Below are 14,711 nucleotides of genomic sequence, written 5' to 3'. Positions count from 1 at the left end.
CGGAAAAGAGGATACTAGGCGCGGCGCTTTCTAACAAGTTTGCGACACAAGCCGCAATTGAGACAATTGCGCGCGCAGGCGTGGTGATTTGTCCCTTTTGCCCGCGCGCATTGATCGCTAAGTCAGGGGCGCAAGGAGCATGACTGAATGGCGTTATTCTGGATCTTGGCGGGCGGGCTCGCCCTGGGCGTCGCGATTTTGCTGGCATTGGGTCTGCGGGCACCGCGCACAGGCGCGGCGGTGCCGGCGGCGGCCTACGATTTGCGGGTCTATCGCGACCAGCTGCGCGAGGTTGAAAAGGACCTCGCGCGCGGCGTGGTCAGCGAGGAGGACGCGGAGCGTGTGCGTGCCGAGGTGTCGCGCCGTATTCTTGCCGCCGATGCCGCTCTGAAAAAGGACCACGTCACCGCAGACGCCAGCAAAGGCGCGCCGGGGATCGTCGCGGGCACGATTACCCTTGTGCTGATCGCGGGCAGTGTCGGGCTTTACCTGCAACTCGGGGCACCGGGATACGGCGATCTGACGCTAGCCGACCGCATCGCCTTTGCCGAGGAAGCGCTGGCCGAACGCCCCAGTCAGGCCGAAGCAGAAGCCAGCCTGCCCGAACGCGGGACCCCGCCGGAGGCGAGCCCGGATTACGTCGCATTGGTCGAACAGCTGCGCGACACGGTGGCCCGGCGGCCTGATGACCTGCAGGGGCATATTCTGCTGGCCCAGAACGAAGCGAATCTAGGGAATTTCCGCGCTGCCGCAGAGGCCCAGGGCGAGGTCCTACGCCTGAAAGGGGTCAACGCAGAGGTCGCCGATTACGTCGACTATGCCGACATGCTGGTACTCGCGGCGGGCGGTTATGTGTCGCCGGAGGCGGAAACCGCGCTGCGCACGGCGCTCAGCGTGGATCAGAGCAACGGCACCGCGCGCTACTACCTTGGCCTGATGATGGCCCAGACCGGACGGCCCGATACCGCCTTCCGCATGTGGGATGCGCTACTGCGCGAAGGACCAGAGGACGCACCGTGGATACCGCCCATACTTGCACAGATCGAAGACATGTCGTTCCGGGCAGGCGTCAACTACCAGTTGCCCGAGATTGGCACCGGGCGTGGCCCCTCTGCCGCTGACATCGACGCGGCGGGCGATCTTTCCCCGGCGGAACGGCTGGAGATGATCCAGGGCATGGTTTCGGGCCTATCCGAACGACTGGCGACGGAAGGCGGTCCGGTGCAGGATTGGGCACAGCTGATCAGCGCGCTTGGCGTGCTGGGTCAGACCGGACAGGCGCGCGCGGTCTATGACAATGCCATCGAGGTCTTTGCCGAAGACACCCGCGCATTGGACCTACTGCTGCGCGCGGGCCAGCGCGCCCGTGTTGTCGAATGATACACGAAGAGATTGGTGATTTCGCCGACGCCCTGCCCCCGATGCACAGCATTGCCGGTCTTGATCTGGGCACGGTCACCATTGGTGTTGCGGTCTCCGACACCTTCCTGTCCATCGCCACGCCGCTGGAAACAATCAAGCGGCGCAAATTCACGCAGGATGTCGCCCGGCTGACGGAAATCCTCGCCGCGCGCCGGATCGGCGGTCTGGTGCTGGGGCTGCCGCGCAACATGGATGGCTCCGAAGGGCCACGCTGCCAGTCCACGCGGGCCTTTGCGCGCAACCTTGACCGCACTGACGGCTTCGACCTGCCGGTCACCTTCTGGGACGAGCGTTTGTCCACCGTTGCCGCCGAACGCGCGCTGCTGGAGGCGGATACATCGCGAAAACGTCGCGCCGAGGTTATTGATCACGTGGCCGCGGGGTTTATCTTGCAGGGAGCGCTGGACCGGTTGCGGGCCATTCGCGTCGCCAATGAAGGGTAGCACATGACAGACGACATCTGGCGCCGCGATGAGGCGGAGAGCCCCTGCATCAAGGTCTGCGTGATCCACCCAGAGGCACGGCTCTGCACCGGCTGCCTGCGCTCCATCGACGAGATTAGCGCATGGTCGCGCATGACGCCCGAGGCGCGCCGCGCCGTGATGGCGGAACTGCCCCTGCGCGGCAGCCAGTTGAAAAAACGCAAAGGCGGGCGCGCCGCGCGACTGGCGCGTTAGCAGACACGACAGCTATGGAACTATCCGACGCACACCGATCCGCCCTCGATGACATCCTGACCTGGCGGCGCGATGTTCGGCACTTCCTTCGCGACCCGGTAGCGGCAGATGTGCTGGCCCGGCTGCAGCGCAGCATGGACCACGCCCCCTCGGTCGGTAACTCCCGTCCCTGGCGCGTGATGCAGGTCGACAGCCAGGACAGGCGCGCACGGATCATCGAGAGTTTCGAAGCCTGCAATACCGCCGCCGCTGAAGCCTATGCACCCGAAGCACAGCGCGACTATCTCGCCCTGAAGCTTGCCGGATTGCGCGAGGCCCCGGTGCACCTGGCCGTGTTCACTGATCTCGCCGTCGAAGAAGGACGCGGGCTGGGGCGGCAGACCATGCCCGAGGTGCTCTCCTATTCAACGGTCATGGCGATCCACACGCTCTGGCTGGCCGCGCGAGCGGAAAACATCGGCCTTGGCTGGGTCTCCATCCTTGATCCGGTCGCCGTCGCCGCGATCCTTGACGCACCACCCAGCTGGTCCCTGACCGGCTATCTCTGCCTAGGCCACGCCGAGCGTATCTCCGACACACCGCTGCTGCACGAGGCGGGATGGCAGGCGGACACCACCCAACCCTGGATCATCAAGTAGCGCTCAAACAGCCTGCAGTTTGCGCGCTTCCTCTCCGGCCAATTCCAGCAGTTGCTGCATGAAGGGCTTGCCGAGATCGTCTTCGCGCACTGCGGCGTAAAGCCTGCGGGTGATCCCTTTTTCGGTCAGGGGACGCGTGATGTAGTCGGAAGAATACTTGACCTCCCGCACCACCCAATCCGGCAGCACCGATACCCCGCGATTGGAGGCGACCAGCAGCAGGATCACCGCCGTCAACTCCACCTGCCGGATCGCGGCAGGCTCGACCTTGGCGGGGATCAGGAGTTGGCTGAACACATCAAGCCGGGTGCGCTCCACCGGATAGGTGATCAGCGTCTCCCCCCGGAAATCCGCCGCCTCGACATAGGGTTTCTGCGCCAGGGGATGCGTGCTTGCGGCCACAAAAACCGGCGCGTAATCAAAGAGTTCGACAAACCTCACCCCCGGCAACTCCTCCGGGTCGGAAGAGACCACCAGATCAACCTCTTCTTTCAACAGCGCAGGCAGCGCGTCAAAGGCCAGCCCGGGGCGGATATCCACATCGACATCCCCCCAGCTTTTGCGGAACTTCTCCAGCACCGGGAAAAGCCATTCGAAACAGGCGTGGCATTCGATGGCGATATGCATCCGGCCCGTGCTGCCCGCCCGAAGCCCGGTGAATTCCTCTTGCAGCGCCTGCACCTGCGGCAGGACCTGTTGTGCCAGTTTCAACAGACGAATACCCGCCGGCGACAGCTTTAGCGGCTTGGACCGGCGCACAAAAAGCTCGACCCCGGCCTGATCCTCCAACCCCTTGATCTGATGGCTCAAAGCGGACTGTGTGATATGCAACTGATCCGCTGCACGGGCCAGCCCCCCCGCCTCGTGAATGGCCTGGATCGTGCGCAGGTGGCGAAACTCGATATGCATGCGTGCCTCATGTTAAAGATGAGAGTTATGAGTTTGTCTCACGAAGTGAGGTATGGCACAAGGTGGCAACTCATAAGGACGCCGCCCGATGCCCACCCCATCCGTTTCATTCGAAGTCTTCCCGCCCCGCTCCATCGATGCCTCGTTCAAACTGTGGGAAACCGCGCAGGCACTGGCGCCGCTGGAGCCGCGATTTTTCTCGGTCACCTACGGCGCGGGCGGCAGCACCCGTGACCTGACCCATGACGCGGCCTACACGCTGCACAAGTCATCTGGCCTGCCGGTTGCCGCGCATCTGACCTGCGTCGGCGCGTCAAAGGCCGAAACCCTCGCCGTGGCCCAACGCTTTGCCAAGGCGGGCATCACCGACATCGTCGCGCTGCGCGGCGATGCGCCAGAAGGTCAGGACAGTTTCACAGCCCATCCTAACGGTTTCGCCAATGCGGTCGAATTGATCGAGGCATTGGCGCAGTCCGGCCAATTCACCCTGCGCGTGGGTGCCTATCCTGAAAAACACCCCGAGGCCGCCAGCCAGCAGGCCAACATCGACTGGCTGAAGGCAAAAATCGACGCGGGCGCGGATGAGGCGATCACCCAGTTCTTTTTCGAGGCCGACACCTTCCTGCGGTTCCGTGATGATTGTGCCAAAGCGGGGATCACGGCGCCGATTACACCGGGCATCCTGCCCATCATCAACTGGACCAGCGCGCGCAAGTTCGCCCTGCGCTGCGGCGCGACCATTCCGGCCTGGCTCGATCAGGCGTTCGATGCGGCAATCCGCGATGACCGGCACGATCTGCTGGCCACAGCCATCTGCACAGAACTCTGCTCCGACCTGGTCGACGAGGGCGTCGAGGATCTGCATTTCTACACGCTGAACCGCCCCGATATGACGCGCGAGATCTGCCACGCACTTGGCGTCACGCTGGCTACCTCGGGCGTGCGCGACGTTGCGTAATCCTTGTTCCCAAATCCGATAACCGCTTAGCTCCAGACATGAATTCCACCGTGCCGGAGCTCGCTATGGCAATTGCTAAATCCCCCGCCGATCTGCTCACTCAGGCCGATGTCCTGTCGATGTCCGGGCTTGAATTCATGCAGGGCATCCTGGCCGGTCGCCACCCCGGTCCGCCCATTGGCGAGACCATGGGCTACACCCTGCACGCCGTGTCCGACGGGCGGGCCGTCTTTCGCGGCACGCCGGAATTCAACGTGACCAACCCGATGGGGACGGTGCATGGCGGCTGGTACGGGACCCTGCTCGATTCCGCCATGGCTTGCGCCGTGATGACAAAAGTACCGCGCGGCTCGATCTACACAACGCTGGAATTCAAGATCAACATCACCCGCAACATCCCCCTTGGCACGACCATCGATTGTATCGGCGAGATTGATCATGCCGGTCGGTCCACCGGTGTCGCGCATGGCGAAATTCGCGGGGTCGAGGACGGCAAGCTCTATGCCACCGGGTCAACGACCTGCATCATTATGAAGATGACATGATCCGTCACTGGCAAAATTGCACCGACCCTGCATCCGGGAGTTGAACGAATCTCTCGGCCCTGCTACCCGTGCCGAACGGAAACCCTGACAGCAGAAAGGTCAGACATGAAATATCGTCAACCACATATGCTTTGCACAGCGGGCGTAATTGCCAGCTAAAGCGGTCTGACAGGTTTCTACTCCGAAGGCCGCCTCATGATGCGGCCTTTTCTTTTATATATCCTCCTCATGCGGCGGCTTTCCATCATTCATGGAGAGCACAAATGCCAAACTTATCACTCTACATCCCCCTCAGCCGGTCGCGCGGTGTTCTGTTGCGGTTGGTGGCGGTTTTAATCCGGTCGCCAAGACGGCTGCGGCGCGACCCTTATGCGCGCGCGCATCTGCCCGCCTACCTGCGGGAGGATGTGGGTCTCGAACCGGAGGTTGAACACCCTCCGCCTCTCTCACACCGGTTCCCGTTCTGACCGGTTCCGACCCGAGCCATTCGTGGCTCGGGTCATCTGTTTCGGTTTGCAAATCTGTTGGCAGAGACGTTGCCAAGTGCCGGTCCGCTGTTTCCGGGCCGCGCGTTACTGCGCGCGCGTGACAACCCACGGGGAAATCTCATCCAGCACGCCCGGCGCATAGGCGCGGCTTCCGCTGAGCAGAAAGCGCAACCCCGCCAGAACGGTCCAATCGGCGGGGGTCTGGAAATTGAAGTGCTGCGCCCGCAGTAAACTGTGCGTTGCTTTCGGCACGATCCGCACATCATGTTGCAGATTTTTCGCATATAAATCAGCCGTTTCGGACGGGTCCACGTTCAGATCATCCGCGCCCATCAGAACCAGGGTCGGTGTCGTCATTGCCAGCACCTCTTCGGTCGCATCGACCCCATAGTTGCGCCTGACGAAGGCGCAGCGCGCCGCGCTCATGTCATCGCGGCCTGCACACGTGGACCCATCCCGGAAAATTCGATCATTCTCAGCGAGGTTTTCAGCGACAGCCTGCTCGATTTCCCCAGCAGTGTGCCCCTCTCTCTCAAGGCGTCTTGACGTATAATATGCCCCCTGGTGACGCCAGTTCACGGCAGGCCCGATCAGCACGGCGTATCCCGCACTGGTGTCCGTTGCAGCCTTGGGCACAACCCAACCTGCCTGCGAAAAGCCCAGAAATCCCAAGGTGTTATGCGTAAATCCTTGCTGGTCTCTGAGATACTCGAAGGCGGTCACAGCCTCTTTGGTTCGGTCTGCCATCGACTGCGCCAACCAGTCACCATCGCTTTGCCCGATACCCGGTTTGTCCCAAGAGAAAACGCCAACGCCCCGGGCCACCAACGCGTTGACCAGCGGCAGATAACTGCTGTCAGACCACCTGTCCTGCGGCCCATCCCCATGCACAATCAGGACAATGGGCGGCGCATCCACTTTCGGAGGCAAGACGAGCGTCCCGGCCAGGCGGTGACCCTGCGCTGTAAACACATGTTCAGAAACGCCAGCGTTGGCGGGGACCTCAAACGCACGCATGACGCCCAAACCGGCAAAGACCGTCACCCCAAGAAGGGCCAAAACACCCCAGACTGCGTATCGTTTCAACAGATCCCTCGTGCACACCTACAACGCTGCACGTCTTCACACCGATTGGAATACTGTGCAATGGCCAATGGGGAATTTCACAGCGCTCCGTCGCAGCAAACCGCCTTTTTCAGACCGTCTTTCCGAACCCCATCCAGCCGCGCGGTGCGGGGGCCACGGATTGACGCAAGGCGACGCTGTCATGGATCTGCTCGGAAGGGTCCTGCAAGGGTCTGCGCGCGCGCCGGGTGATGAACCATTTGCCATTGCCACGAAAGGTTCCCAGCATGGGGGCCGTGGCATCCTGCGCAAAACGGGTGGTCCAGCCATCGGGCAGCGGCAGACCACTCATCTGCGCTCGCTCCATCATCCAGACCAGCGGAATGTTCGACAGGGGCCGTGCCTCCTCGAACCCGCCCAGTTGTCCGCCGACATCACCATGGGTGCCAGCAAACCAGACCTGCTCCACCCGCCCTTGAAACCCCTCGGGCGAGGACCAGAGGACCGGCGCATAGGCCGCCCGCGTCTCGTCCAGCGCTAGCGCCTGAAACCCCGATTTCACGTTGTGGCTGAGGTGCGGGCTGTGAAAGGCATGCCTTTTTTCACTGAAACGCCAAAGGATCGGTGCGTTGAAGCCCAGCGATTTCACCGTATCCCAGACGCCGATCATCTCAATCTCGACCCCTTTGAGGCAATGCGCAGCAGCAAACTGGTGCGCGCAGTCGCTGGACGGATCGCCTTCATAGTGACGGTAGACGTCCCGGATGTTCCGCTCGGTTGCATCCTCCGCCTTGAGAAGGCCCATCAGGTCGATCATTCCGGCAAGGCTGCGCACCGCATAGGCCCCCCGCGAATACCCAAACAGGAATATTTTGTCCCCCGGGCGATAGCGTGACGCCAGATAGCCATAGGCGCGGCGGATCTGCCGGTTGATGCCACGCCCCATCATCACATCCATGGCCGAGCGCCAGCTGTCCCACTGCAGCCCGGGCTCGTAATAAATTGATAGCGGACTGCCCACTTCACGACACAGGTGATAGGCGCGCCCGGCGTTGGTCTCGCAGCCCGGCTCCAGCGAGGACATCGTGCCATCAAGAATGACGACATGGGTGACAGGGCCGCGGCGTGGGCCAAAATCGCTGTCAGGCCGGCGCCAGAACCTGCTGCGCAGCCAGCCGAGCCACCTGTTATTCCGCCGCGAGGACCTCACCGTTCAACAACTCCCAAACTTTATGCGGGGTGAAAGGCATATCCGCCTGACGCACCCCCCGCTCCCAAAGCGCATCCTGAACCGCGTTCGCAACAGCAGCCAATGCACCCACCGTCCCCGCTTCGCCACAGCCCTTCATCCCCATGATGTTGGCGGTGGAGGGCACCGGTTCCGATGTAAAACTAATAGTGGGTATGTCGTCCGCACGCGGCAAGGCGTAGTCCATGAACGATGCCGTGAGCAACTGACCGTCTTCGTCAAAGACAACATGCTCCGTCAGCGCCTGGCCAATACCCTGCGCCACCCCGCCATGCACCTGCCCTTCGGCCAGCATCGGGTTGATAAGATTGCCGAAATCATCGACGACGGTATAGCGGTCCACGGTCACGACTCCTGTCTCAGGGTCCACAATTACCTCTGAAACATGGCAACCGTTGGGAAAGCTTCGGGCATCCAGAGTGGCGCGTGCTTCATGCACCAGGAGATCGTCGCGGCCCTGCGCACGCGCCATTTCTGCCACGTCCAGCATCGTAGGGCTCAGGTTAGAACCATCTGCGCGAAAGCGTTCATCATCAAAGGTGATCTCGGCGGCAGGCACGCCCATTTCGTCGGCCAGAAACGCGATGAACTTCTCAGTCATCTCCGCAACCGCTGCCAGAGTCACGTTGTTCTGCACAGTAACAGACCGCGACCCACCGGTGCCGCCGCCCTCCGCGATCAGATCGCTGTCGCCTTGAACCACTGTGATCAATTCCGCAGGAATACCCGTCTGGTCCGCCAGGAAATTTGCGTAGACCGTCTCGTGCCCCTGCCCTGTGGATTGCGTGCCCACGTAGATCGTCACCGTACCATCCTCGTTAAAAGCCACCTTCGCGCCTTCGGAAGGATCGCCCAAAATACTTTCGATATAGTAACACAAACCGACGCCGCGCATAAGGCCCTGATCCTTATCGGCTTTTTTCCGCGCGGCGAAACCCTCCAGATCCGCCTCGGAAATGGCGCGGGTCAGCAGCCGGTCAAAGTCACCAACGTCATAGGTTTCGCCCACCGTGGTTTCATAGGGAAACTGGTCCGCCTTAATGAAATTCCGCCGCCGCAGCTCGACCGGATCAACACCCAATTCGCGCGCTGCCCGATCCATCAGACGCTCCAGCACATAGATGGCCTCGGGCCGCCCGGCCCCACGGTAGGCGTCCACATATGTGGTGTTGGTATAGATGCCCTCGACCCGCAGCCACGTGTTTTGCACATCATAGACGCCCATCAACACGCGGCTGAAGAGCTGGCTTTGAATGAACTGCCCAAAATGGCTATTATACGCCCCGAGATTGCAGCGCGAGTGCACCCGGTAGGCGGTGATCCGGTTGGTCTCGTCAAAGGCAAACTCCGCCGTGGAGGTCAGATCACGCCCCGCATTGTCGCTCAGCATGGCTTCTGTCCGCTCCGACATCCAGCGCACAGGGCGTCCGGTGACCCGCGCGGCCTCCGCCGCCAGCGCGTATTCCGGATATGGAAACCCTTTCATGCCAAAGCCACCGCCCACATCCGGCGTGGTCACGCGTACCAGATCGGGCTCCAACCCGAACGCCTTGGCCAGCGCGTCCTTTTGCCCCCAGACACCCTGCCCGCCCAGCGAGACATGCAACCGATCGCCATCCCATTCGGCGAAACACCCGCGCGGCTCCAGCGAATTCACGATGATCCGGTTGTCACCCACCTCCAGGCTCACTGTGCGGGCAGCCTTGGCAAATGCCGCCTCGGTTGCCGCCTCATCGCCGATCCCCCAGTCGAAGCCACGGTTATCCGGGACATCGTCATGCACCGCCGGACCGCCCGCCGCGATGTCCATCTTGGCAGGCAGATCGTCATAGTCGAGCATGATGAGCTCCGCGGCGTCCCGCGCCTGATCCAGCGTGTCCGCGACGATGAAAGCCACCGGCTCGCCGACAAACCGCAGCTTGCCCTTGGCCAACAAGGGACGTTTAGGTGCCGCCCCCTGCGACCCATCGCGGTTCTTGATCGTGGCCCCGAACATGTTGATAGTCATGCCCGCCGCCTCCAGATCATCGACCGTCAGCACCGTCTGAACACCCTCCGCCGCCCGCGCGTCCGAGACATCCAGCCCCGTGATCGTCGCATGGGCAACCGGGGCGCGGAACACAAAGGCCCGCAATGCATTCTCAGGCGCGATATCGTCCACATAGCGCCCGTGCCCTGTCAGAAAGCGGACGTCTTCCACTCGTTTAATCGATTGTGACTTGCCGAACTTTTCCATGGGGGACTCCTTTTCGCGCACTGCGTTCAGGCGGACACTAGCGGCACCCGCACGCTTGTCCAGTCGTCCCTGCGATAACGGTTGAAACAGCGCTTTAGTCCGCTTTCTTCGAAGATATTCCAGAGGCCCCGCCCGGAGCGGGTGCGGCGGCCCCGCTGCCAAGGGTGGCCTGAAGCCCACCCTACCTGTTCACCACACCCGTCGCCCCCTGCAGGTAAGGTGGGCTTCAGGCCACCTTTGCCGGTCAAGTTTTCCCCCGTGCCCGCCTTCCCCTTGCCCGCATCCTCCGGTAGACCCCCGCCAAGATCAGACAGAGGATGCGATCATGGCGCTCGACAAGACTTTTGACGCTCAGCAAGCCGAAGCCCGCCTGTACGCGGCATGGGAAAAATCAGGCGCTTTCAAGGCCGGCGCAAATGCCACGCGGGAAGAGACGTTTTCCATTATGATCCCGCCCCCCAATGTGACGGGGTCGCTGCACATGGGGCATGCCTTCAATAACACGCTGCAGGACATCCTGATCCGCTGGCACCGCATGTGCGGGTTCGACACGCTCTGGCAGCCAGGCACGGATCACGCGGGCATCGCCACGCAGATGGTGACCGAGCGCGAGATGATGCTCAATCAGGAGCCCAGCCGCCGCGACATGGGTCGCGAGAAATTTATCGAGCGGGTCTGGCAGCAGAAGGTCAAGTCGCGCGGCACCATCATCGGGCAGCTCAAACGACTCGGGGCCTCCTGCGACTGGTCGCGCGAGGCTTTCACTATGGGCGGCGCGCCGGGCGACCCGGAGGCGGGTCAGGGACCGAACTTCCACGATGCGGTTATCAAGGTCTTTGTCGACATGTACAATAAGGACCTTATCTACCGCGGCAAGCGACTGGTGAACTGGGACCCGCATTTCGAGACCGCAATCTCCGATCTGGAAGTCGAGAATATCGAGGTCGACGGCCACATGTGGCACTTCAAATACCCGCTCGCGGGCGGGGCCACCTATGAATATGTGGAGAAGGACGAGGACGGCAACGAGACCCTGCGCGAGACCCGCGACTATATCTCCATCGCCACCACGCGACCTGAAACCATGCTGGGGGATGGCGCGGTTGCTGTTCATCCATCAGATGAAAGATACGCGCCAATCATCGGGAAAATATGCGAAATTCCGGTTGGACCAAAGGAACACCGCCGCCTGATCCCGATCATCACCGATGAGTATCCGGACAAGAATTTCGGCTCGGGTGCGGTCAAAATAACCGGGGCGCATGACTTCAACGACTACGCGGTTGCCAAGCGCGGCGGCATTCCCCTCTACCGGTTGATGGACACCAAAGGTGCGCTCCGCGAGGACGGCGCGACTTACGCCGAAGCTGCCGCGCTTGCAATGGCCGTGGCGCAGGGGGAGCGGACCCTCAGCGAGGCCGAAGCCGACGCGGTCAACCTTGTGCCGGACGATCTGCGCGGGCTCGACCGTTTCGAGGCGCGCAAGAAGGTGGTCGCGCAGATCACCGATGAAGGCCTCGCGGTGATGCAGAGAGTCACCAAACTGGACGGAGACGGCAACGAGGTTGAGCACCTTGTACCCTTTGTCGAGGCCAAGAAGATCATGCAGCCCTTCGGCGACCGCTCCAAAGTGGTGATCGAACCGATGCTGACCGACCAGTGGTTTGTCGAGACCTCCAAGATCGTGCAACCCGCGATTGACGCGGTGCGCAACGGTGATGTGGCGATCCACCCCGAGCAGGACAAGAAGGTCTATTTCAACTGGCTGGAAAACATCGAACCATGGTGCATCTCCCGCCAGCTCTGGTGGGGGCACCAGATACCGGTTTGGTATGGCGCACCGAAAGGAAGTGACAACACTCCACGCAGTTTAGAACTGAAAGAGAATGTTCCGTTTTGCGCCGCGAACGAAAACGAAGTGCTTAAACTAGCAGCAGACTACTATGGCGAAGAGTGTATCATCGTACGAGATACGTGGGAGTACACCGAAAAGCTGGCCACGGAAACGCGTCCAATGCTGGTTCGCGACCCCGACGTCCTCGATACCTGGTTCTCCTCCGGCCTCTGGCCCATCGGCACCCTGGGCTGGACCGGGGACGCGGAACAGGACGCCCAGAACGCGGCGCTGCAAAAATACTTCCCGACCTCCATCCTGATCACCGGCTTCGACATCATCTTCTTCTGGGTCGCGCGGATGATGATGATGCAATACGCCGTGACCGGCCAAAAGCCTTTCGACACGGTTTACGTGCACGCGCTGGTGCGCGACGAGAAGGGCAAGAAAATGTCCAAATCACTGGGCAATGTGATCGACCCGCTGGAGCTGATCGACGAATATGGCGCCGATGCCGTACGTTTCACGCTGACCGCCATGGCCGCCATGGGGCGCGACCTGAAGCTCAGCACGCAGCGGGTGGCCGGGTACCGCAATTTCGGCACGAAACTCTGGAACGCCTGCCGCTTTGCGGAAATGAACGGCGTCTACGCGCAGGCAAACACCGGTGCCCGCCCGGAGCCCTCGGCCGCGGTGAACAAATGGATCATCGGCGAGACCGCGAAGGTTCGCGAGGAAATTGACACCAGCCTGCAGAATTACCGGTTCAACGATGCGGCCAATGCCGCCTACAGCTTTGTCTGGGGCAAGGTCTGCGACTGGTACGTGGAGCTCAGCAAGCCACTGTTGCAGGACGACGCCAATGCGGCGCTGGCCCCGGAAACCCGCGCCACCATGGCCTGGGTGCTGGACCAATGCATGATCCTGCTGCACCCCATCATGCCCTTCATCACCGAAGAGCTCTGGGCAGCCACGGGTCAGCGCGACAAGATGCTGGTGCATGCGGATTGGCCTGACTACACGGCGGCAGACCTTGTGGACCCGGTAGCGGATCAGGAACTCAACTGGGTTGTTGCGCTGATCGAGGCCATCCGCTCTGCCCGCACCCAGATGCACGTGCCCGCGGGCCTCTACGTACCCTTGCTGGTCACCGATTTGGATGCGGCGGGGCAATCGGCCTGGGATCGTAACGAGGTGATGATCAAGCGGTTGGCGCGGGTCGAAGCCTTGTCTCGGGCCGACAACTTCCCCAAGGGCACAGTGACCCTCGCCGTCACTGGCGGCAGCTTTGGCCTGCCGCTGGCCGATATCATTGATATCGCGGAGGAGAAGGCGCGGCTGCAGAAAACGCTCGACAAGCTTATGAAGGAGTTGGGCGGCTTGCGCGGACGGTTGAACAACCCGAAATTCGCAGCCTCCGCACCAGAAGAGGTGGTTGCTGAAACCCGCGCCAACCTTGCCCTGCGCGAAGAGGAAGAGGCGAAATTGCAAGAGGCGCTCGCACGGCTGGCCGAATTGGGGTAAAATCGCCCCATGCGCAGCTTTCGTTCCCTCATCGAAAGGCAGATCGCCAAGGCGCGGGCCTCGGGCGGTCTGACCGGATTGAAAGGTGAAGGCGCTCCCCTGCCCGACCGTCCCGTTGAAACCGGGGAGCAGGCGGCGGTGTCGACGGCCATGCGGATCATGGCCGAGGCCGGCGTGGTGCCCGAGGAATTCACGTTGAAAACCCAACTGGACGCGGCGCGCAAAGCCTATGCCGCCGCCCCGGACGCGAACACGCGCAAAGAGGCGATGGCCAAGCTGGCCGATCTGGAGATGCGCTACGAGATTGCCCGCGAGGCGCGGCGCAAGTTCATGTCCTGAGAGACAGGGTTACTTGAACACCGGCGCGCGTTTGGCGAAGTGCGCCGCGATGACCTCCATCTGTTCGGGCTGTCCCAAGAGGCTGGCCTGCGTGCGCGCTTCGGCCAGCAGAACCTCCTCCGCCGTCTCGCGTTCCGCGCAAGCGATCAGCGCCTTGGCCGCCCGTATGGCCTTGGGGCTTTTGCCCGCAAGCTCCCGCGCCAGATCGAAGGCCGCTGTCAGCGGGTTCTCGGCAATCTCGGTAACAAGGCCCCAGCGCTCGGCCTGATCTGCCGGAATGGGCGTGGCGGTATAGATCAACCAGCGCATGACATCGGAGCGCACGAGCCGGGGCAACAACACCATCCCGCCCATGTCCGGAATAATGCCCCATTTCATTTCCATGACCGCCAGTTGGGTATCCGGCGCGGCAATGCGGATATCCGCGCCCAAGGCGATCTGCATGCCTGCCCCAAAGACCGTCCCGTGCAGCGCCGCAATCACCGGAATCTCCAACCGGTGCCAGATCATCGCCACCTCCTGCCACTGGTTGGTGGTGCCCTCCCCATGGGTGCGCGGCAGGATCATCGCCTCGATATCCTTGCCGATCATGCCGCCCAGCGACCCGATGTCGATGCCTGCGCAGAACCCTTCTCCCGCCCCGGACAAGACCGCGACGCGCGCGTCGGAGGCCGCCACCTGCTGGCCCGCGTCGATCAGCGCTGCGAACATCTCGGGGTCGACGGCATTGCGTTTGTCCGGGCGGTTCAGCTGCACATGGGCGATGTGGTCGGTAAGGGTGACGAGGACGCGGGACATCGGATTCTCCTTTTTCGCTGCCCCCACCA

The 14,711-nt window shown here is 62.1% G+C and carries 14 protein-coding genes; 9 read left to right on the top strand and 5 right to left on the bottom strand.

Annotated elements, in window-relative coordinates; genetic code table 11:
* Nucleotides 1-147 precede the first annotated feature (147 nt).
* From ccmI to bluB, 4 genes are read left to right on the top strand one after another with little or no spacing between them, the layout of a single operon-like run.
* Nucleotides 148-1,380 carry a c-type cytochrome biogenesis protein CcmI gene (ccmI, locus tag Q1A52_RS13500; protein WP_300016196.1) on the top strand — a complete coding sequence of 411 codons (1,233 nt, stop codon included), beginning with the start codon at nt 148-150 and terminating at the stop codon, nt 1,378-1,380.
* Nucleotides 1,377-1,865 carry a Holliday junction resolvase RuvX gene (gene ruvX, locus Q1A52_RS13495; protein WP_300016193.1) on the top strand — a complete coding sequence of 163 codons (489 nt, stop codon included), beginning with the start codon at nt 1,377-1,379 and terminating at the stop codon, nt 1,863-1,865. The genes ccmI and ruvX overlap by 4 nt, the downstream gene beginning before the upstream one ends.
* Nucleotides 1,866-1,868: 3 nt before the next feature.
* Nucleotides 1,869-2,099, top strand: coding sequence for a DUF1289 domain-containing protein (locus Q1A52_RS13490; protein WP_300016191.1), 231 nt, complete (start codon nt 1,869-1,871; stop codon nt 2,097-2,099).
* 14 nt (nt 2,100-2,113) lie between these two features.
* On the top strand, nt 2,114-2,737 hold the full coding sequence (bluB, locus tag Q1A52_RS13485) for a 5,6-dimethylbenzimidazole synthase (protein WP_300016188.1): 624 nt from the start codon (nt 2,114-2,116) through the stop codon (nt 2,735-2,737).
* A 3-nt stretch (nt 2,738-2,740) separates the two neighbouring features.
* Here bluB and Q1A52_RS13480 read toward each other — a convergent pair whose 3' ends face one another.
* Entirely contained in the window at nt 2,741-3,646 is a 906-nt protein-coding gene (locus Q1A52_RS13480; protein WP_300016185.1) for a LysR family transcriptional regulator, read from the bottom strand.
* An 88-nt stretch (nt 3,647-3,734) separates the two neighbouring features.
* Between Q1A52_RS13480 and metF the strand changes: the two genes are divergently transcribed.
* The 3 genes from metF to Q1A52_RS13465 all read left to right on the top strand — a co-directional run bounded on the left by metF (nt 3,735) and on the right by Q1A52_RS13465 (nt 5,616).
* A complete protein-coding gene (gene metF, locus Q1A52_RS13475; RefSeq protein ID WP_300016182.1) occupies nt 3,735-4,604 on the top strand; it encodes a methylenetetrahydrofolate reductase [NAD(P)H] in 870 nt (289 codons plus the stop codon).
* Nucleotides 4,605-4,669: 65 nt separating this feature from the next.
* Complete coding sequence (locus tag Q1A52_RS13470) at nt 4,670-5,149, top strand: PaaI family thioesterase (RefSeq protein WP_300017309.1); 480 nt, start codon at nt 4,670-4,672, stop codon at nt 5,147-5,149.
* A 263-nt stretch (nt 5,150-5,412) separates the two neighbouring features.
* Nucleotides 5,413-5,616: a hypothetical protein gene (locus Q1A52_RS13465; protein ID WP_195818748.1), complete on the top strand. Its 204-nt coding sequence runs from the start codon at nt 5,413-5,415 to the stop codon at nt 5,614-5,616.
* 105 nt (nt 5,617-5,721) lie between these two features.
* Here Q1A52_RS13465 and Q1A52_RS13460 read toward each other — a convergent pair whose 3' ends face one another.
* From Q1A52_RS13460 to Q1A52_RS13450, 3 genes are all read right to left on the bottom strand, one after another.
* Entirely contained in the window at nt 5,722-6,723 is a 1,002-nt protein-coding gene (locus tag Q1A52_RS13460) for an alpha/beta fold hydrolase (protein ID WP_300016178.1), read from the bottom strand.
* A 109-nt stretch (nt 6,724-6,832) separates the two neighbouring features.
* Entirely contained in the window at nt 6,833-7,873 is a 1,041-nt protein-coding gene (locus Q1A52_RS13455) for a DUF2235 domain-containing protein (protein ID WP_300017306.1), read from the bottom strand.
* A 16-nt stretch (nt 7,874-7,889) separates the two neighbouring features.
* Nucleotides 7,890-10,187 (bottom strand): xanthine dehydrogenase family protein molybdopterin-binding subunit, encoded by a 2,298-nt coding sequence (locus Q1A52_RS13450; protein ID WP_300016175.1) that lies wholly within the window; start codon nt 10,185-10,187, stop codon nt 7,890-7,892.
* 325 nt (nt 10,188-10,512) lie between these two features.
* Between Q1A52_RS13450 and Q1A52_RS13445 the strand changes: the two genes are divergently transcribed.
* Both Q1A52_RS13445 and Q1A52_RS13440 read left to right on the top strand, forming a co-directional pair.
* The gene (locus Q1A52_RS13445) at nt 10,513-13,545 is read left to right on the top strand and encodes a valine--tRNA ligase (RefSeq protein WP_300016172.1); all 3,033 of its coding nucleotides are present in this window, start codon (nt 10,513-10,515) and stop codon (nt 13,543-13,545) included.
* A gap of 9 nt (nt 13,546-13,554) precedes the next feature.
* Nucleotides 13,555-13,884: a DnaJ family domain-containing protein gene (locus Q1A52_RS13440; RefSeq protein WP_300016169.1), complete on the top strand. Its 330-nt coding sequence runs from the start codon at nt 13,555-13,557 to the stop codon at nt 13,882-13,884.
* 9 nt (nt 13,885-13,893) lie between these two features.
* On the opposite strand, the gene Q1A52_RS13435 is transcribed toward Q1A52_RS13440, so the two are convergent.
* Nucleotides 13,894-14,682, bottom strand: coding sequence for a crotonase/enoyl-CoA hydratase family protein (locus Q1A52_RS13435; RefSeq protein WP_300016166.1), 789 nt, complete (start codon nt 14,680-14,682; stop codon nt 13,894-13,896).
* Nucleotides 14,683-14,711 lie beyond the last annotated feature (29 nt).

The sequence above is a fragment of the uncultured Roseobacter sp. genome, from assembly GCF_947488185.1.
Taxonomy (GTDB): Bacteria; Pseudomonadota; Alphaproteobacteria; order Rhodobacterales; family Rhodobacteraceae; genus Roseobacter.
The sequence above is the reverse complement of the archived record's forward strand: the minus strand, read 5'-3'. Positions and strand labels throughout refer to the sequence as shown.